General features: G+C 64.8%; 23 protein-coding genes. 17 read left to right on the top strand and 6 right to left on the bottom strand.

Features of this window, described 5'->3' with window-relative positions:
- Window positions 1–108 precede the first annotated feature (108 nt).
- The 8 genes from PT015_RS14150 (at window position 109) to PT015_RS14115 (ending at window position 8,135) form a co-directional block, all read left to right on the top strand.
- Window positions 109–1,401, top strand: a complete 1,293-nt coding sequence (locus PT015_RS14150; RefSeq protein WP_285185264.1) for an amidohydrolase family protein — start codon at window positions 109–111, stop codon at window positions 1,399–1,401.
- Window positions 1,402–1,467: 66 nt separating this feature from the next.
- Entirely contained in the window at window positions 1,468–2,646 is a 1,179-nt protein-coding gene (locus tag PT015_RS14145) for an acyl-CoA dehydrogenase family protein (RefSeq protein WP_285191115.1), read from the top strand.
- A complete protein-coding gene (locus tag PT015_RS14140; RefSeq protein WP_285185263.1) occupies window positions 2,646–3,404 on the top strand; it encodes an SDR family NAD(P)-dependent oxidoreductase in 759 nt (252 codons plus the stop codon). The genes PT015_RS14145 and PT015_RS14140 overlap by 1 nt, the downstream gene beginning before the upstream one ends.
- Window positions 3,404–4,615, top strand: coding sequence for a CaiB/BaiF CoA transferase family protein (locus PT015_RS14135; protein ID WP_285185262.1), 1,212 nt, complete (start codon window positions 3,404–3,406; stop codon window positions 4,613–4,615). Before PT015_RS14140 ends, PT015_RS14135 begins: the two co-directional genes overlap by 1 nt.
- Window positions 4,608–5,414 (top strand): enoyl-CoA hydratase/isomerase family protein, encoded by an 807-nt coding sequence (locus PT015_RS14130; RefSeq protein WP_285185261.1) that lies wholly within the window; start codon window positions 4,608–4,610, stop codon window positions 5,412–5,414. Before PT015_RS14135 ends, PT015_RS14130 begins: the two co-directional genes overlap by 8 nt.
- Window positions 5,407–6,552, top strand: a complete 1,146-nt coding sequence (locus PT015_RS14125) for a thiolase family protein (RefSeq protein WP_285185260.1) — start codon at window positions 5,407–5,409, stop codon at window positions 6,550–6,552. Before PT015_RS14130 ends, PT015_RS14125 begins: the two co-directional genes overlap by 8 nt.
- Window positions 6,553–6,563: 11 nt before the next feature.
- Window positions 6,564–7,712 (top strand): acyl-CoA dehydrogenase family protein, encoded by a 1,149-nt coding sequence (locus PT015_RS14120; RefSeq protein WP_285185259.1) that lies wholly within the window; start codon window positions 6,564–6,566, stop codon window positions 7,710–7,712.
- Between the two features lie 9 nt (window positions 7,713–7,721).
- Window positions 7,722–8,135 carry a nuclear transport factor 2 family protein gene (locus PT015_RS14115; protein ID WP_285185258.1) on the top strand — a complete coding sequence of 138 codons (414 nt, stop codon included), beginning with the start codon at window positions 7,722–7,724 and terminating at the stop codon, window positions 8,133–8,135.
- A gap of 4 nt (window positions 8,136–8,139) precedes the next feature.
- On the opposite strand, the gene PT015_RS14110 is transcribed toward PT015_RS14115, so the two are convergent.
- Complete coding sequence (locus tag PT015_RS14110) at window positions 8,140–8,736, bottom strand: TetR/AcrR family transcriptional regulator (protein ID WP_285185257.1); 597 nt, start codon at window positions 8,734–8,736, stop codon at window positions 8,140–8,142.
- A 207-nt stretch (window positions 8,737–8,943) separates the two neighbouring features.
- Between PT015_RS14110 and PT015_RS14105 the strand changes: the two genes are divergently transcribed.
- The 4 genes from PT015_RS14105 to PT015_RS14090 are packed head-to-tail and all read left to right on the top strand — an operon-like array spanning window position 8,944 to window position 11,302.
- Window positions 8,944–9,648 carry a hypothetical protein gene (locus PT015_RS14105; protein ID WP_285185256.1) on the top strand — a complete coding sequence of 235 codons (705 nt, stop codon included), beginning with the start codon at window positions 8,944–8,946 and terminating at the stop codon, window positions 9,646–9,648.
- A complete protein-coding gene (locus PT015_RS14100; RefSeq protein WP_285185255.1) occupies window positions 9,645–10,412 on the top strand; it encodes a hypothetical protein in 768 nt (255 codons plus the stop codon). The genes PT015_RS14105 and PT015_RS14100 overlap by 4 nt, the downstream gene beginning before the upstream one ends.
- Window positions 10,409–11,020 (top strand): cytochrome c oxidase subunit 3 family protein, encoded by a 612-nt coding sequence (locus tag PT015_RS14095; protein ID WP_285185254.1) that lies wholly within the window; start codon window positions 10,409–10,411, stop codon window positions 11,018–11,020. Before PT015_RS14100 ends, PT015_RS14095 begins: the two co-directional genes overlap by 4 nt.
- Window positions 11,021–11,023: 3 nt before the next feature.
- The gene (locus PT015_RS14090; protein WP_285185253.1) at window positions 11,024–11,302 is read left to right on the top strand and encodes a cytochrome C oxidase subunit IV family protein; all 279 of its coding nucleotides are present in this window, start codon (window positions 11,024–11,026) and stop codon (window positions 11,300–11,302) included.
- 77 nt (window positions 11,303–11,379) lie between these two features.
- On the opposite strand, the gene PT015_RS14085 is transcribed toward PT015_RS14090, so the two are convergent.
- Complete coding sequence (locus PT015_RS14085) at window positions 11,380–12,111, bottom strand: PE-PPE domain-containing protein (protein WP_285185251.1); 732 nt, start codon at window positions 12,109–12,111, stop codon at window positions 11,380–11,382.
- Window positions 12,112–12,350: 239 nt separating this feature from the next.
- Here PT015_RS14085 and PT015_RS14080 point away from each other — a divergent pair, with 239 nt between their 5' ends.
- The 5 genes from PT015_RS14080 to PT015_RS14060 all read left to right on the top strand — a co-directional run bounded on the left by PT015_RS14080 (window position 12,351) and on the right by PT015_RS14060 (window position 15,331).
- A complete protein-coding gene (locus PT015_RS14080) occupies window positions 12,351–12,956 on the top strand; it encodes a TetR/AcrR family transcriptional regulator (RefSeq protein ID WP_285185250.1) in 606 nt (201 codons plus the stop codon).
- Window positions 12,953–13,459: a hypothetical protein gene (locus tag PT015_RS14075; protein WP_285185249.1), complete on the top strand. Its 507-nt coding sequence runs from the start codon at window positions 12,953–12,955 to the stop codon at window positions 13,457–13,459. The genes PT015_RS14080 and PT015_RS14075 overlap by 4 nt, the downstream gene beginning before the upstream one ends.
- 106 nt (window positions 13,460–13,565) lie before the next feature.
- A complete protein-coding gene (locus PT015_RS14070; protein ID WP_285185248.1) occupies window positions 13,566–14,846 on the top strand; it encodes a cytochrome P450 in 1,281 nt (426 codons plus the stop codon).
- A complete protein-coding gene (locus PT015_RS14065; RefSeq protein ID WP_285185247.1) occupies window positions 14,843–15,031 on the top strand; it encodes a ferredoxin in 189 nt (62 codons plus the stop codon). The genes PT015_RS14070 and PT015_RS14065 overlap by 4 nt, the downstream gene beginning before the upstream one ends.
- 15 nt (window positions 15,032–15,046) lie before the next feature.
- A complete protein-coding gene (locus tag PT015_RS14060) occupies window positions 15,047–15,331 on the top strand; it encodes a DUF1330 domain-containing protein (RefSeq protein WP_285185246.1) in 285 nt (94 codons plus the stop codon).
- Between the two features lie 78 nt (window positions 15,332–15,409).
- Here PT015_RS14060 and PT015_RS14055 read toward each other — a convergent pair whose 3' ends face one another.
- The 4 genes from PT015_RS14055 to PT015_RS14040 all read right to left on the bottom strand — a co-directional run bounded on the left by PT015_RS14055 (window position 15,410) and on the right by PT015_RS14040 (window position 17,989).
- On the bottom strand, window positions 15,410–15,634 hold the full coding sequence (locus PT015_RS14055) for a hypothetical protein (protein ID WP_285185245.1): 225 nt from the start codon (window positions 15,632–15,634) through the stop codon (window positions 15,410–15,412).
- Window positions 15,635–15,726: 92 nt separating this feature from the next.
- Window positions 15,727–15,924, bottom strand: coding sequence for a ferredoxin (locus PT015_RS14050; protein ID WP_285185244.1), 198 nt, complete (start codon window positions 15,922–15,924; stop codon window positions 15,727–15,729).
- A 10-nt stretch (window positions 15,925–15,934) separates the two neighbouring features.
- Window positions 15,935–17,140, bottom strand: a complete 1,206-nt coding sequence (locus PT015_RS14045; protein WP_285185243.1) for a cytochrome P450 — start codon at window positions 17,138–17,140, stop codon at window positions 15,935–15,937.
- Window positions 17,141–17,239: 99 nt separating this feature from the next.
- The gene (locus PT015_RS14040) at window positions 17,240–17,989 is read right to left on the bottom strand and encodes an NAD(P)-dependent oxidoreductase (RefSeq protein WP_285191114.1); all 750 of its coding nucleotides are present in this window, start codon (window positions 17,987–17,989) and stop codon (window positions 17,240–17,242) included.
- Window positions 17,990–18,011 lie beyond the last annotated feature (22 nt).

Here is an 18,011-nt window from a genome sequence, read left to right as displayed (position 1 = left end):
CGACAGCGATTCGACGACGGGCCGAGCAGAGGTTCGCCACAATCACGAGATAACCGCGAGCCACAGACCAGGTGGGCCCCGAACGCCCCCGATGGAGAGGACCGGGCAGTGAACAAAGACGACATGATTTTGATCAGCGTCGACGACCACACCGTCGAACCGCCCGACATGTTCAAGAACCACCTGTCGAAGAAGTACATCGACGACGCTCCGCGTCTGGTGCACAACGAAGACGGTTCGGACACCTGGCAGTTCCGTGACACGATCATCCCGAACGTCGCGCTCAACGCCGTCGCCGGTCGTCCGAAAGAGGAGTACGGCCTGGAGCCGCAGGGCCTCGACGAGATCCGCCCCGGCTGTTACAACGTCGACGAGCGGATCAAGGACATGAACGCCGGCGGGATCCTGGCGTCGATCTGCTTCCCGTCGTTCCCCGGTTTCGCCGGCCGACTCTTCGCGACCGAGGACCACGACTTCTCCGTCGCGCTGGTGCAGGCCTACAACGACTGGCACATCGACGAGTGGTGCGGTGCCTATCCGGCCCGCTTCATCCCGATGGCGATCCCGGTGATCTGGGATGCCGAGGAGTGCGCCAAGGAGGTGCGACGCGTTTCCAAGAAGGGCGTGCACGCGCTGACCTTCACCGAGAACCCGGCCGCGATGGGCTACCCCAGCTTCCACGACGACTACTGGAAGCCGCTGTGGGATGCGCTGTGCGACACCAACACCGTGATGAACGTGCACATCGGCTCCTCGGGCCGGTTGGCCATCACGGCCCCCGACGCACCGATGGACGTGATGATCACGCTGCAGCCGATGAACATCGTGCAGGCCGCGGCGGATCTGTTGTGGTCCAAGCCGATCAAGCAGTACCCCGACCTGAAGATCGCCCTGTCCGAAGGGGGCACCGGGTGGATTCCCTACTTCCTCGAGCGCGCCGACCGCACCTACGAGATGCACTCGACGTGGACGCACCAGGACTTCAAGGGCAAGCTGCCCAGTGAAGTCTTCCGTGAGCACTTCCTGACCTGCTTCATCAGCGACAAGGTCGGAGTGGCGCTGCGCAACGAGATCGGCATCGACAACATCTGCTGGGAAGCCGACTACCCGCACAGCGACTCGATGTGGCCGGGCGCTCCCGAAGAGCTGTGGGATGTGTTGTCGCTCAACAATGTTCCGGACGACGAGATCAAGAAGATGTCGTACCAGAACGCGATGCGGTGGTACTCCTTCGACCCGTTCAGCCACATCTCGGAGGCGCAGGCCACGGTCGGCTCGCTGCGTGAGGCGGCCAAGGGGCACGACGTGTCGATCCAGGCGTTGTCGAAGCACGCACACGGTGGGGCCAGTTTCGCTGACTTCGCCGCCAACGCCAAGGAATTGACCGGCAACAAGGACTGACACGCCACCGGATTTCGTGTGCCGGTGGACTGATTCAAAGGAGATTTTGCAGTGGCCGGCGGTGGGATGAGCTTCGAGCTGACCGATGACCAGGAGCTGATCCGCAAGTCGGTCGCCGAGCTGGCGTCGAAATTCGACGACCAGTACTGGATGGAAAAAGACCTCGCGCACGAGTTCCCACAGGAGTTCTACGACGCGATCGCCTCTGGTGGCTGGCTCGGCATGACCATCCCCGAGGAATACGGCGGCCACGGCCTCGGCATCACCGAGGCCACGCTGCTGCTCGAAGAGGTGTCACGCTCCGGTGCCGCGATGAACGGCGCCAGCGCCATTCACCTGACGATCTTCGGCATGCAGCCCGTCGTCAAGCACGGTTCCGACGAGCTGAAGGCCAGGACGTTGCCGCGCATCGTCAACGGCGATCTGCATGTGTGCTTCGGAGTCACCGAACCCGGCGCGGGACTGGACACCTCGCGCATCACGACGTTCGCCAAACGCGAGGGCGACAACTACCGGATCAACGGCCGCAAGGTCTGGATCTCCAAGGCGCTGGAGTCCGAGAAGATCCTGCTGCTGACCCGCACCGAGACGCCGGCCGACCTGGAGAAGCGCGGCGCCAAGAAGACCGACGGCATGACGTTGTTCCTCACCGACCTCGATCGCGACCATGTCGACATCCGGCCGATCAAGAAGATGGGCCGCAACGCCGTCAGCTCCAACGAGGTGTTCATCGACGACCTGATCGTTCCGGTCGAGGATCGCGTCGGCGATGAGGGCAAGGGCTTCAAGTACATCCTCGACGGCCTCAACCCGGAACGGATGCTGATCGCCGCCGAAGCCCTGGGCATCGGTCGAGTGGCGCTGGAAAAGGCCGTCAAGTACGGCAACGAGCGCGTGGTGTTCAATCGCCCGATCGGGATGAACCAGGGCCTGCAGTTCCCGTTGGCCGACTCGCTGGCGCGCCTGGACGCCGCGGAACTGGTGCTACGCAAGGCCACCTGGCTTTATGACAACGGGAAACCCTGTGGGCGCGAAGCGAATACCGCCAAGTACCTGTGCGCCGATGCTGGATTCGGCGCAGCCGACCGGGCCCTGCAGCTGCACGGCGGGATGGGTTATTCCGAGGAGTACCACGTCTCGCGCTACTTCCGCGAGTCGCGCCTGATGAAGATCGCGCCCGTCAGCCAGGAGATGATTCTCAACTTCCTCGGCGAGCACGTGCTCGGATTGCCGAGGAGCTACTGATGCCAGCACTGTTCGACCTCACCGGCCGTTCAGCATTGGTCACCGGGTCGGGTACCGGAATCGGTGCGGCGGTCGCCGAGGCCTTGGGCGCGGCGGGTGCAGCGGTCCTCGTCAGCGACGTCGACGCAAACGCCGCTTCGGCTGTGGCCGAACGCATTCGCACCAGTGGCGGCACAGCCGAAAGCACCGTCCTCGACGTCCGTGACCGATCGGCCGCCGAAGCCGCCGCGGCGCAGGCCGCCGGGCTGTCGGGCGGCGTGCTGAACATCCTGATCAACAACGCCGGAGTGACCGCGCCCGGAATGTTCGCCGACCTCACCGACGACAGCTTCTACAAGGTGCTCGACATCCACTTGATGGGCGCGGTGCACTGCGCGCAGGCCGCGCTGAAATTCTTGCCCACCGACGGCAAGGGCCGCATCATCAACGTCGTCTCCTCGGCCGGCATCACCGGCACGCTGGGCCAGGTGAACTACTCGGCGGCCAAGGCCAGCATCATCGGCTTCACCAAGTCCTTGGCCCGCGAGCAGGCGCGCAACAATATTCTCGTCAATGCCCTTGCGCCGCTTGCCGCTACGAAGATGACCGAGACCATCCGCACCAACGAGAAGTTCGCGGCCAACATGATGAACCGCATTCCGCTGAGGCGCTGGGCCGAACCCGAGGAGGTCGCCGGCGCCTTCGTGTTCCTCGCCTCCGACGCCGCCTCCTACATCACCGGTCAGGTGTTGCCGGTGGACGGCGGCATGGTGATGTGATGCCACGCCGGCCCCTGACGGGCATCACGGTGGTGGCTCTCGAGCAGGCGGTCTCTGCGCCGATGTGCACGCGGGTGCTCGCCGATTTCGGCGCCCGGGTTATCAAGGTCGAAAACCCCAAGGGCGGCGATTTCGCCCGCTACTACGACGAGGTCGTCAACGGCCTTGCCGCGCACTTTGTCTGGGCGAACCGCGGCAAGGAGTCGGTGACACTCGACCTGAAAACCGAATCCGGCCGCGCCATCCTGCACCAGTTGCTCGATCGCGCCGACGTGCTGGTGTCCAATCTCGCGCCGGGTGCGGCGTCGCGCATCGGCATCGGGGCCGCCGAGATGAAGCAGCGGCACCCGAACGTCGTCGCGGTCGAGATCGACGGTTACGGACCGGGAGGGCCGTTGTCGCACAAGCGCGCCTACGACCTGCTGGTGCAGGCCGAGTCCGGCGCCTGCGCGATCACCGGCTACCCGGACATGCCGGCCAAGCCGGGTCCGCCGATGGCCGACATCAGCACCGGGTTGTACTCGGCGCTGTCGATCGTGGCGCTGCTGTACTCGCGCGACGCCCAGTCGACACCGGCGCCGCATGGCAACACAGTCGGGCTCAGCCTCTTCGACACCATGATGGAGTACATGGGCTACCCGCTGACCTACACCCAGCACTCGGGCATCGACCAGCAACCGCTGGGCGTGGGCTCGCCCGCTGTGGCGCCCTACGGCTCCTATCCCACCGCGGACGGTCACACGGTCGTGCTGGGGACCACGAATGATGCTGAATGGCAACGGCTTTCCCGGCAGATCATCCAGCGTGAGGATCTGGCCGACGACCCGAGGCTGGCCCGCAACTCGGGCCGGTGTGCGCACCGCGCAATTCTGGACGAGGCCATCGGCGCGTGGTGCGCCCGGCACGACCTCGATCACATCCAGAAGACGGCGGATGCGGCCAACATCGGTAATTCGCGGTACAACGTCCCGAGCGAAGTCGTGGTGCATCCGCAACTCAAGGCCCGCGATCGCTGGCGGCAGGTCGAGACACCGGCCGGGCCCATCCAGGCGCTGCTGCCGCCGCCCGTCATCGCCGAGTACGCGGTGCCGATGGGCGCGGTGCCGGGACTGGGGCAGCACACGGATGCGGTGCTCACCGAATTCGGCATCGCCGACATCGACGGTCTGCGAGAACAGGGCGCCATCGGACCGGCGTACTCCGTTGACTGACCAGCCCGTACTGCTGTGCAGCGACCGTGACGGCGTCCGGACGCTCACGCTGAACCGGCCGCACCGCAAGAACGCGATCAACCGCGAGCTCTGGATCACGTTGGCGCAGGCGTTGATTGACGCCGACAAGGATGCCCAGGTGCGGGCGGTGGTGCTGACCGGCGCCGCGGGGGCCTTCTGCTCCGGTGCGGACATCGGAACGCCCGACGACAGCCACCCCGTCCAGAAGCTGCAACGCCTGACCGACGTCGCGCTGGCCTTGCACGAGCTGTCGAAGCCGACCATCGCGAAGGTCAACGGCGTGGCCGTCGGCGCGGGCTGGAACCTCGCGCTGGGCTGCGATCTGGTGGCCGCCACCCCGGAATCGACCTTCTCGCAGATCTTCTCCAAGCGCGGGCTATCGGTGGACCTCGGCGGCTCATGGCTGCTGCCGAAAATCGCGGGTCTGCAACAGGCCAAGCGGCTGGTGCTACTGGCCGAGACCATCGACGCCGCCGAGGCGCACGCCCTCGGGCTCGTCACCTGGACAGTTGCCGCCGACGAGATCGACGCCTTCGTCGACGGCATCGCCGACCGGTTGGCCGCGGGCCCGCCGATTGCGTTGGCGTACAGCAAGAAACTATTGAACGAGGGCGCCGACCGGACCCTGCGTGACGCCCTGGCCAACGAGGCCCGCGCGCAGGTCGGTAACTTCGCGACAGTCGACTCAGCCGAGGCGTATGCGGCCTTTGCGGAGAAACGTGACGCATCGTTCACGGGTCAGTGGGCGGTCAAGAGATCGGAGCAGAAGGATGCGTGAAACAGTCATCGTCGAGGCGGTCCGGACCCCCGTCGGCAAACGCAACGGCGGCCTGTCGGCCATGCACGCCGCCGACTTGTCAGCGGTCGTCCTCAACGAACTCGTGGAGCGCACCGGGATCAACCCGAACCTCGTCGACGATGTGGTGTGGGGCTGCGTTTCGCAGGTCGGCGACCAATCCAGCAACATCGGCCGGTGGGCTGTGCTGGCGGCCGGATGGCCCGAGCACATTCCGGGAACGACGATCAACCGGGCGTGCGGATCCAGTCAGCAGGCTCTTGATTTCGCCGCCCAGGCCGTGATGTCAGGTCAACAGGACATCGTGGTGGCCGGTGGCGTGGAGGTGATGAGTCGGGTGCCGCTCGGCTCGGCTCGGGCCACCGGGCAGCCGTATGGCCCCAAAGTGCTTGCCCGCTATGATGATTTCTCGTTCAACCAGGGCATCTCGGCCGAGATGATCGCCAAGAAGTGGGAACTGTCCCGCACCCAGCTCGACGAATACTCAGCCCTGTCGCACGAACGCGCCGCCGCCGCGCAGGACAACGGCGCGTTCACCGGACAGATCGCCCCGGTCTTCGTCGACGACACCGCCGTCACCCAGGACGAAGGAATCCGGCGCGGAACGTCGGTGGAGAAGCTGGCCGGTCTCAAGCCCGCGTTCGACGAGGCGGGTGTGATCCATGCCGGCAATTCGTCGCAAATCTCAGATGGCGCAGCGGCTTTGCTGATCACGACCTCCGACATTGCGGTGGAGCTCGGACTGACTCCGTTGGTGCGCTACACGGCCGGCGCGGTCACCGGCTCGGACCCGATCCTGATGCTGACCGGACCGATCCCCGCGACTCAGAAGGTGCTGGCCAAAGCCGGTGTGTCGATCTCCGAGATCGGTGCTTTCGAAGTCAACGAGGCGTTCGCACCGGTTCCGTTGGCGTGGCTCGCCGAAACGGGCGCGGACCCCAAGGCGATGAACCCGCTCGGCGGCGCCATCGCGCTCGGCCACCCACTGGGTGCGTCGGGCGCAGTGCTGATGACCCGCCTGGCGCATCACATGCGCGACAACGGAATCCGCTACGGATTACAGACCATGTGCGAGGGCGGCGGCACCGCCAATGCCACCATCGTCGAACTTGCTGCCTGACAGGAAGACTCATGCGTAGAGATCTCTTCACCGAGGACCACGAGGCGTTTCGCGAACTGGCTCGCGACTTCATCGAGAAGGAGGTCGTGCCCGCCTATCCCGAGTGGGAGAAGGGCGGGCGGATGCCACGCGACGTCTTCAAGAAGATGGGCGCGCTCGGGATGCTCGGGATGGCGATTCCCGAAGAGCACGGCGGCGGCGGAATGCCCGACTACCGCTACAACGTCGTCCTGCAGGAGGAGGCCGCCAAAGCCCTGGTGACGCTGTCGACGGTCCGGACCCAACTCGAGGTGATCCTGCCGTACTTCCTGCACTACGCGAACGAGGAGCAACGCAAGCGCTGGTTCCCGGGTCTCGCCGACGGCACACTGCTGACGGCGGTCGCGATGACCGAGCCGGGCACCGGGTCGGACCTGGCCGGTATGCGGACCAACGCCGTCCGGGACGGCGACCAGTGGATCATCAACGGCGCCAAGACATTCATCACCGGCGGGATGCAGGCCGATCTGGTCATCGTGGTGGCCCGCACGGCGACCGACCCCGACAATCGGCGTAAAGGCCTGACGCTGTTCGTCGTCGAGGACGGAATGGCGGGCTTCACCCGCGGCCGCGAACTGGAGAAGATGGGCTGCAAGGTGCAGGACACCGCGGAACTCTCCTTCGTCGACGTACGGGTTCCCGCCGAGAACGTGCTGGGCGAGGAGGGCGAGGCGTTCGGCTATCTGGGGCACAACCTGCCGCAGGAGCGGCTCACCGTCGCGGTGGGATCGGTGGCGCAGGCCCGCTCGGCAATTGCCGCGGCGATCGATTACACCAAGGACCGCAAGGCATTCGGCCAACCGGTCGCATCGTTCCAGAACACCAAGTTCGAAATGGCCGCGTGCTCAACCGAAGTGGAAGCCGGTCAGGCGATGCTGGATCGCGCCGTCGCGTTACACGTCGAGGGTGAGTTGTCGGCCGCCGACGCCGCCCGGGTGAAGTTGTTCTGCACCGAGATGCAGGCCAGGGTGGTGGATCGCTGCCTGCAGCTGTTCGGCGGCTACGGCTACATGATGGAGTATCCGATCGCCCGGCTGTACACCGACGCCAGGGTGGCACGCATCTACGCCGGCACCAGCGAAGTGATGAAGGTGATCATCGCGAAGTCACTCGGGCTGTAGGAGCGGACTGTGTTCAGCGGCCCGGTCGAAGATCGCCTCGGCATCCGCGAACGCTTCGATGCCTACAGCGATGCGGTCACCCGTCAAGATCTCGACGACTACCTGGCCTGCTGGACTGACGACGGCACCCGCCTCGGCGAAGGCGGCGAGTGCCAGGGCATCGAAGCGCTGCGCGCGCATTGGCACGGAATCTGGAAAGTGTTGTCGCAGATGGTGTTCATTACGCAAGTTGGCGCCATTGAGGTGGACGGTGCGGCCGCGACGGCGCGATCGTACTGCCTGGAGACGTTGCGATTCCGCGATAGCGCCACCCATCAGCTTGTCGGCGCGTACGACGACGAACTGCGACGCGTCGACGGCGCGTGGAGATTCAGTGTGCGCCGCTACCGAGTGCTGGAGGCAGGCGCAGCGCACAGATCGTGATCGGTCAGCGCTGCATGCTGCGTAGCGTGCTCTTCACGAATTTCGCCATCACTTCGTCGCGTCCGGCGCCGGTTTCCAGCGCGCTGTTCAGCAGTGCGTACACACCTACGAGAAAGAACGCGGCGCTGTGGTACGCGTCGACATCGTCGTAGAGGTCGCCGCGCACGCGTGAGCGTTCGATCTCTGCCGCGAGCAGGACGAAGGTGGGATGTCTGGACCATTTTTCGTCCTCACGGCGCATCGGCGAGAAATAGAGGCTGATCACGTCGCGGAAAAGTGCTGCACCCCATTGTTTTTCAAGAGCGACAACCAGCCGAATGATCTCCTCGAGGACCGCTCCCAGTTCGCGACGGGAATCCAGAAACCGGCTCAGCTTCTCGGCCAAGAAGTCCTCGTCGCGGGCGATCAACTCCAGCAACACGTGTTCTTTGGTTGGAAAATGGAAGTAAAAGGTGCTGCGCGCCACCCCGGCGGCCGCAACGATCGCGTTGATGTCGGCGGCGCTGGTGCCGACCCGTTGGAACTCCACGATCGCCGCATCGAGCACCCGCGCCCGTGTTTGGCGGCGCTGGGCCTCGCGACTGGTCACCACATTCGGCACCCGTCCATTGTGCAGTACTCGACCCACTCGCCGACAGGTGTCATTCATATCCGGTGGGATTGAAGATTACGGCTGGCCACGATCGGGTTGAATCGGCTACGGAAATGGCAGATTGAGGCCATCGTCGGTCACGACCGTCTGGAGCGAAGCCGAGAGAAGCGGCAGATTTCGTTGTCATCTGTCAGCGAACGTGCTAGACCTGATGCGATGAACACTCGAGGTCAGCGCATCCTGCTGTGGACCGCGCCGCCGGCGATGGCGCTGTTCGTCCTGGCCTACTTTCTCTTCCCGGTGTTCTCGCCACCGTTGTCGCCGACGCTGACTCCCGAGCAGGTCGCGGCCTTCTTCCAGCACAACACGACGGGGATCCTGGGAGTGTCGATCCTGTGCAACCTGATCGCGTGCTCGCTCGTGCCACTGTTCGCGGTGACGGCGGTGCAGATCTCTCGGGTGTCGACCTCCAGCACGGTCCTGACCTATGCCTACATCATCTGCGTCGGGGTCGGCACCACAGCCTTCATCCTGGCCGACTATTGCTGGGGCATGGCCGCTTTCAGACCCGACCGCGACCCCCAGCTCATCAGCCTGCTCAACGACATGGCGTGGTTCTTCTTCATCGCGCCGGTGGGCACAATCATGGTTCAGAATCTTTGTTTCGCGCTCAGCGTCTACCTCGACGGTCGTGCGGACCCGGTGTTCCCACGCTGGGTGGCGCACTTCAATGTCGCGACGGTGGCGCTGCTGGCTCCGAGTGCGTTCTCGATTCTGAACAAGACCGGACCCTTGGCGTGGAACGGCAGCCTGTCATTCACGTTGCGTCTGACCACTTTTGCGGTCTACATCGTGGTGATGTTCGCGGTGCTGCTGCGGGCGGTGCGGAGCCAGGGTGACGAGCGGGTGGCACTCGCGTGAGCAGCGACCTGACGACGGCTCCCGCCCCGCTTGCGGAACAACGCCTGCGGTGGCGCCGGAGTCCGAAACTCGACCAGTGGATCACCTTTTGGACCGTGCCGTTCTTCTTCAATGTGTTCGGGCTGGTGTTCGTGCCGCTGAGTTGGATGATGCCGCCGCGATCACCGAGCGCGCCGATGCCGAAGATCCTCGACTTCATGCACTCCCACAACTTGCTCGTCGCGTGCACGATCCTCACGCTGGCTTACGGACTCGCTCCCGTGTCGAACGCGGTGTACTTGATGCAGATCAAGCGAATGTCGGTCAGCCCCGCGTTCCGTTACTCGATGATGATGGGTGCGATCACCGGCGCCATCGTCGGCATGCTCTTTCCGATGTTCTGCTTCGGCCTGGGCGCATTCCGACTGGGGTACCGGCCGGCGGTACTGGCGATGCTCTACGACTTCGGCTACCTGGCCTTCATCGGTTCGCTCGGATGTTTCTGCGTGATGTGGATGGCGTTCGGGCTGGCGATCATTCTCGACGAAAACAATGTGCTGCCAAAGTGGTTGGGCTACTACACGGTGTGGCAGTACGTGACGGAACTGATGGCCGCGCCGGTGTGGGTCGCCAAGTCCGGGCCCTTCGCGTGGAACGGCATCATGACCTTCTGGTTCGCGATGGCGCTCTACGTCTCCTGGCAGATGATCGTCTACGTCTGCATTTTCCGCTCGATCAAGAACCAGCCCGAGGCCGAACTCGACAACGTGGGAGCCGACGCGTGACTGACGTCGCCGAAGAACCGGCAACCGATGTCGAGCGTCCTCAGCCTGGTGCCGCCGCGCGCGGACATGTCCCGGGCGACGCGAGCATGTGGTTCTTCGTCGTCGGCGATCTCATCATCTTCGGCGTGTACTTCGTCGTGTACATGTACTACCGCGGCGTGAATCACGACCTCTTCCTGCGCAGCCAGGCCCGACTGAACCTCGACATCGGCGCCGTCAATACCGTTGTCCTGCTGACCAGTTCGCTCTTCGTCGTGCTCGGCGTCACGGCGGCCCGTGCCGGCGACTCCGGCGGCGCGCTCCGCCGGTTTTGCGTCGCCTTCGCGTTCGGTCTGGCCTTTCCGCTGCTCAAGATGTTCGAGTGGATCCCGGAAATCAGCGACGGAGTGACGCCGGGCGCCAACCTGTTCTTCATGTACTACTTCGTGATGACGGGAATGCACCTGTGCCACGTGCTGCTCGGCCTGGTCATCATGTCGTTCATCATCCGCAACCTGAAAACGCCGGGGCCCCCAAAGATTTCGTTCATCGAGACCGGCGCAACCTACTGGCACATGGTCGACGTGTTGTGGTTGGTCCTGTTCGCTCTGCTCTATTCGATGAGGTAAACCATGACCGCGCTGATTCGCAACCGGCTGACGATGGTCTGGGCACTGCTCACCTGCGTCACCGTGGTGTCCTGGCTGATGGCCCGCGACGGCGGCGCGGCGCACCAACTCAACGCGACCGTGACGGTGGTCGTACTGCTGATCGCGGCGGTCAAGGCCCAGCTCGTGGTCTCGCAGTTCATGGAGGTGCGCAGCGCACCCCGGTGGCTCAAGGCGACCACCAGCGGGTGGGTTCTTGCGCTCTTCGCCCTGCTGCTGGGCGTGTATTTCGGCGGCCACTGACGAGCTTCACCTATCCGTGCAGCACACCTGAGTGATGAAGGTGGTCATCGCCAAGTCGCTCGGCTTCTAGCGTGCGCCTAAAACCCCGCGACGAACGCGTTGTACAGCGCTTCGAGCAGCCCGTCGATGCCGAGCGTCGGCATGGCCATGATGGTTGTCATGCCATCGACAATCGGTATGGCCGAGTCGATTTCGGCCGGTGTTGTCCAGAGGTATGCGAGATGGAGCAGCAATTCGTACTCGATGTCTTGCAGATTCGTACCGAGTAGGCCGGGAAAGCTGAAGAAGTCACCGTAGATGTCGAACACCTCGGTTGGGTACAGGCTGTCGGGGACGACGAGGGGGTCGGCGCCAGTCAGCACGAAACGTAAAGCGTCGCTGGGGATTCCGTCGGCGGAGAGCTGCTGTTCGGCCAAAGCCGCGACAAGGCTGCTCTGCGAGTAGGCGAAAATGGTCAACGGGTCGTTGCACAAGCCGAGCGAGTTGCAGTCCATGGCCCCGGAGCTGTAGTCGGCGAGAACGGCGTTGATGAGGTCTTGTTCACCCTGCGGCACGCTCGAGGTGAAGTCGAAGGTCTCCGGAGTGGTCAGTGCCAGCGTCGTCGCGGTGGTGCCGTCGTAGCCGCTCGGGTCGAGATACAGGTTTTCCGCACCGGCGATGTAGGCGGCGTCCGGTGTCGGGATACCGGTCGAGCCCAGGACGAGCGCGTGGGTCGAGCCGAACAAAAAGTCCTCGTCGTCGGCGTTGGCGGCACCGGCCGACATCACCGCGGCGCTGCATAGCGCGGCGCCGAGCACGATCTTCTTCATTTATCCCCCTCGCCGAGACGACGAGACGTCTCCGCGCCAATAGACAGCCCTGACGAACCCATTACTCCCGCGGACATGCCTAGGTGCCGCTTAATTGACGCCCAGGAAACGAATATAGGTCACGCAAGCATTCGGCGAAGACCACATCGGAATTCTCGATGAGACCCTTGTCACAGCGCCTACAACCAACCTACTGTGTATTCAGTTGGTTGGTTGGTTGACGTCGGTAAAGGAGTCAGGTGCCCGAGACACGGCCGTACGAGTCGCTGCGGGCCAAGGGCGAGGATCGCAAGCAGCGGATCCTCGCCGTCGCGCAGCGGTTGCTGACCCGAAACGGGTGGCGCAACACCACGCTCGCTCAGATCGCCGGCGAGGCCGGCGTGAGCCCGGCCGGCCTACTGCACCACTTCGAGTCCAAGGAGCAGTTGCTGCACGCGGTGCTCGACATTCGCGATGCCGACGATGACGCGCACGGCGACCGCGCGGGCGACCTGATCTCCGAGATCGCCGCCGTCGCCGAGCGGTACTACCGGTCGCCGGAACTGATTGGCACCTACAGCGTGCTACTGGCGGAGAACGTCGACCCGGAGGCTCCGCTGCACGACCGGCTCACCGCCCGTTACCAGGCCGCGATCGACATCATCACCGAGCTCATCCGGAAGGGCCAGCGAGCCGGCCAGTTCCGCATGGATATGGACGTGACCGTCAAGGCAGTGCAGATCCTTGCCTTCATCACCGGAATGGAGACGACATGGCTGATCAATCCCTCGATACCGCTGACCGAGGTGTTCAAGGAGTATTCGGAATCGTTGGCGCGGGATATGGCACCGCCGAACCCGGCGTGAGGTATCGCCTCGACGTCGTCGCCGCAAATGTCGCCGACGTCGTGCGATTCGCCGGCGGCTGGCTGTTCGATCGGACGATGGCCGGTTGGGACGTGACGGTGCTGGTCGCCGACCACGCCGACGAGCGCCCGCTGCAGATCCTGGGCGCCCGGATTCTCGATCTCGAGTACGCGCTGGCCACCGTGGGTCACCGCCCGCCACCGCAGACCCTCGCCGCGGCGGCCGACCTGTTCGACTGCGATCCGCGCGTCCGCGAGGGGGTCCTGCAGGCCCTCGACCAGGGTGCGACCGAGGTCACGCTGTGGGGGCAAACCTGGCCGGTGGAACTGGACGCCACGGTCGGGCTCGTCGAGCACCGGCTCAGTGCGGCCGCCCTGGCATTCAAGGCGCAGGCCCTCGCGGCCGCCGGGATGGGCGCCGCGCCGATCGGCCCGATCGAGACGTTCCGCAGCCGGGTGACGACCAGCCCCTCGGTCCAGGCCGATCTCATCCCCGCGGGCTGACACGCGACTCAGCGGCGCGTTGACGTTGCGCCATGCTCTATGGAAATCTAATACTCATCTCTGAGAGGCACATTCTCACTGATCGAGATTGGAACGGTGCGAGACCATGAGTGACCCCGCCGAGCTGGACTTTTTCCGTGGCACGGACCTCATCGCGGACCCTTACCCCTACTACGAGTCGCTGCGTGGACAGTGCCCCGTGGCTAAGGAGAAGCATCACGACGTCACGATGGTGACCGGCTGGGAGGAGGCCTGCGCCGTCCTCAACGACGCCGAGACATGGTCGTCGTGCAACTCGGTGACCGGGCCGTTCCCCGGATTCCCGGTGAGCCTCGAGGACAAGGGCGACAGCGACATCACCGAGTTGATCGTGCAGCACCGCGACGAGCTGCCCTTCAGCGACCAGTTGCCCACCCTCGATCCGCCGACGCACACCAACCACCGCTCGCTGCTGATGCGGCTGATCACCCCGAAGCGTCTCAAGGAGAACGAAGACGCCATGTGGGATCTGGCCGATCAGGCCCTCGACGATTTCCTGGCGCCCGGTCACGGCGAGTTCATCAAAGGCTTCGCCAGCCCCTTCACGCTGCTGGTGATCGCCGACCTGCTGGGCGTTCCGATGGAGGACCGGGACAAGTTCGTCCAGGGCATCCGCGAACACTCCGGTGGCGGTGTCGGCGGCACCGGCAAGGAGTCGCTGGCGCACAGCCCGCTGGAGTTCCTCTACGGGTTGTTCTCCGATTACGTCAACGACCGCCGCGCGAATCCGCGCGACGACGTGCTGACCGGGCTGGCGACCGCCACCTACCCGGACGGTTCAACACCGGACGTCGGCGACGTGGCTCGCGTTGCGGCGAACGTCTTTTCGGCCGGCCAGGAAACCACCGTGCGACTGCTGGGCGCCTCGCTGCAGACGCTGGGAGAGCGGCCGGACATCCAGGCCCAGTTGCGCAAGGACCGCAGCCTGCTGCCGAACTTCATCGAGGAATCGCTGCGCCACGAGAGCCCTGTTAAAGGCGACTTCCGGATGAACCGGAGGCCGGTCAACGTCGGCGGGGTCGACCTGCCGGCGGGCAGCACGGTGATGATCGTGCAGGCCGCGGCCAACCGTGATCCGCGCCGATTCGAGGACCCCACCGCGTTCGACCCAGCCAGAAAGAATGCGCGCCAACACATTGCGTTCGGCCGCGGCATCCACAGCTGCCCAGGCGCGCCGCTGGCGCGGGCCGAGACGCGGGTGGCGCTGGAGCGACTGCTCGACCGGACCTCCGACATCCGGATCAGCGAACAGCATCACGGGCCGGCGAATGACCGCCGCTACCAATATGTTCCGACCTACATACTGCGTGGGCTCATCGATCTGCACCTGGAGTTCACGCCGGCATGAAGGTTTGGGTAGACGATCAGCGTTGTCGCGGCCACGGGATGTGCCTGACCCTGTGCTCCGACGTGTTCAGCCTGACCGATGACGGTTACGCGGTGGCGATCGACTCCGAGGTTCCGACCGATCTGGAATCGGCCGCTCAGGAGGCCATCGAATGCTGTCCCGAGCAGGCCATCAGCGAAAGGTAAGGAGCGGCAACGACTATGCCCAAAGGCTATGTCATTCTCACCGAAGCCATCAAAGACCCGGAAGGCATGAAGGCCTACGGCAAGGCCGCCGGCGCTGCGATGGGTGGTGTCAACATCCTCGCCGTCGACACGAAGGCCGAGACGATCGAAGGCACCTGGCACGGTGACCAGACCGTCGTGCTGGAATTCGAATCGGTGGAGGCCGCGCGCGCGTGGTATGAGTCCGACGCTTATCAGGCGGCGGCCAAACTGCGTCAGGCCGCGGCCGACTGCAACGCGGTGATACTTTCCGGGTTCTGACACCCTCCGCCGCGAAACAGAGGCCACGGCTGTGGAATTGGCCGACGCGCGACCCTGAGGTCGGTTTCGCGACAGGCGTTAGGGGGCCGGCTCGGTCTTGGCCGGACCGGGCACAGGGCCCCCGTGCAGGCACTGCTGATACTCGGGGGTGCCCGGGTGATTGTCGGAGCCGCAATTGCAGTCGTGGATCTGCGCGGGGTTGCCGAGCGAATCACAGAAGTCGCTGGCCGAGGCCGATGGAGCGGTAAACACAAAGGCACCAGCGGCCAAGGCTGCCGCTGAGAGCAACACTCTCGTTTTCATGCTCGAATAGTAGGGCCTCTCGGCCGTCGCCGCGAAACAGAAGCCACGGCTGTGGAATTGGCCGAGCCGCGACCCTGCCGTCAGTATCGCGGCTATTCGTTGATCGCGATGGCCTGCCTGGGGCACTGCCGGACGGCGTCGAGCACCACGTCTTCGTTGTCGGGGGTGACCTCGTCCTGCAAGACGGTCAGGGTGTCGTCGTCCTCGAGCCGAAAGATGTCCGGGGCGACGCCCATGCAGACCCCGTTGCTCTCGCACAGACCCCAGTCGACGTCGATCTTCTTTGTCACGCAACCCACCTCATCGCAGTACCTTCACCGGGACGTTCAGCCAGCCCGCGACGTTCTGCATGGTCACTCGCTTGCAGCCATCCCAATTCACCTCGTAGCGGGGCATGAAGTCGAGCAGTTTCTCCAGTGCGATCCGGCTCTCCATCCGGGCCAGCGCGGCGCCGAGGCAGCTGTGAATGCCGTACCCCAGACCCATGTGCTGTGCCTCGGTCTGATCGCGATCGATGTCGAAGGTGTCGGCGTCGGTGAACGCGTCCGGGTCGCGGTTGGCCGCGGCGTTCATCACGAACACCGGCTTGCCGGCCGGTATGGAGCCGCCGCTGGTGTGCGCTTCCTTGAGCGTCCAGCGGACGTTGTACTGCACCGGACCCTCGTAACGCAGGAGTTCTTCGATGGCGCCCGGAATCTTGCTGCGGTCGTCTTGCAGCTTCTGCCATTCGCCCGGGTTGCGCGCGAAAAGCACTGCGGCACTGCCGATCAGCTTGGTCACCGTCTCCGCACCCGCACCACCGAGCAGCGTGGCGAAGCTGGTGATCTCGATGTCGTCGAGGCGGCGCATCTCGCCGTCCTCGCCGGGGATCTCGGCGGCGATCAGCCGGCTGATCATGTCGTCCTGCGGCGTCTCCCGGCGTTCCCCGATCAGGCCGAAGTAGTACATCGCGGTGTCGATGTTGGCCTGCATGCCGGCTTCGCTGACCTCGATCTGGCCGGGTTCGCGGCTCAGGCTGATGTCGATCCAGTGCCGCACCTGCTGGCGATACTCTTCGGGCACCCCGGCCATCCGGGTGATGACCTCGACCGGGAACGGACCCGAGAAGTCCTGCACCACATCGAAGTTGTCGGGATCGACCGCACCCAGGTACTTGTCGGTCACCTCGTGCACGTCATCGAGTTGCGCCTGCACGGCGCGCGGGGTGAAGGCCTTGTTGAGCAGGCTGCGCATGGCGCGATGATCCGGCGGATCCATGAAGATGATCGATCGCATGTCAGGGGAGATGCCCTTGCGGACCATCGCCAGGTCGCAGCCCCGACTCGACGAATAGGTCTCGTGGTCCTTCAGCGCCGTCGACACGTCTTCGTGGCGCGTGATCGCGTAGAAGTCCTCCCGCTCGTCGTAATACAGCGGGGCGTCCTCGCGCATTCGTCGATAGATGTCGAAGGGGTTCGTGAAGAACTCCTCGGAGAACGGATCGAAGACGACCTTTGGCTTGGTCATGACACCCTCCTGACCGCCCAGTGAGCGGCGTACACCGTTACGACGGAATGCTCGACTGTAACGCTAACGGTAGACGCTTCGTCGCGGGTCGAAAAGGCCCTATCCGACGCCGGGAATTACCGCCGTGACGATGTCGTCGAGGCCGCCGAGGTCGCTGCCCAGTTCAGCGGCGATCTGCCGGACCACCGCGACGTCCTTGCCGACGAATTCGCCTGCGGTTTCGATGAAAGACGCCACCGAACCGCCCGCCGCGACGATGTCCACCACGCGACTCGCCGCGCTGCCGTGTGGAAGGGCGGTGAGCAGCGCCGACTCCGTCACGCCGAGTCGAGAGGCCAGGTCGACGGCGTTGGCGAGCAGACCGATCTGCGCCGCGAACAGGGTGTTGTTGATCAGCTTCACCTTCTGGCCCGCTCCAAGGGGGCCGACATGCAGAATCGGATCCCCGTAGCAGGACAACGCCGGGCGTGCCTTCGCCACCGCGTCGTCGGAGCCACCGACGAACAGCGTCAGCGCACCGGCGGCCGCGTCGTGCGGGCCGCCGCTCACCGGCGCGTCCACGACGTCGACCCCTCGCGCGGCGATCGCCTCTGCGGTGCGCGGGCTTCCGGTGGTGTGCAGCACCAGCGTGCCGGTGTCCGCCATCGCGCCGGCCAGGCCGTCGGTCAGGCAGACCTGCCGTACCTGTTCGTCGGTGAACACGCAGAGCACCACCAACTCCGCGTCTGCGCAGACGGCCGCGATGTCGCCGACCGCGTCGGCGCCCAATTCCGCTATCGCGGAGCGCTTCTCGTCCGATCTACCCAGGACCCGCACGATATGTCCCGCGCCGACGAGCCGGCACACCATCGGGCGGCCCATTCGTCCGGCG

Source organism: Candidatus Mycobacterium wuenschmannii, assembly GCF_030252325.1.
GTDB classification, from domain to species: Bacteria; Actinomycetota; Actinomycetes; order Mycobacteriales; family Mycobacteriaceae; genus Mycobacterium; species Mycobacterium wuenschmannii.
Note: the sequence above shows the minus strand (reverse complement) of the source record. Positions and strands in the feature narration are given on the sequence as shown.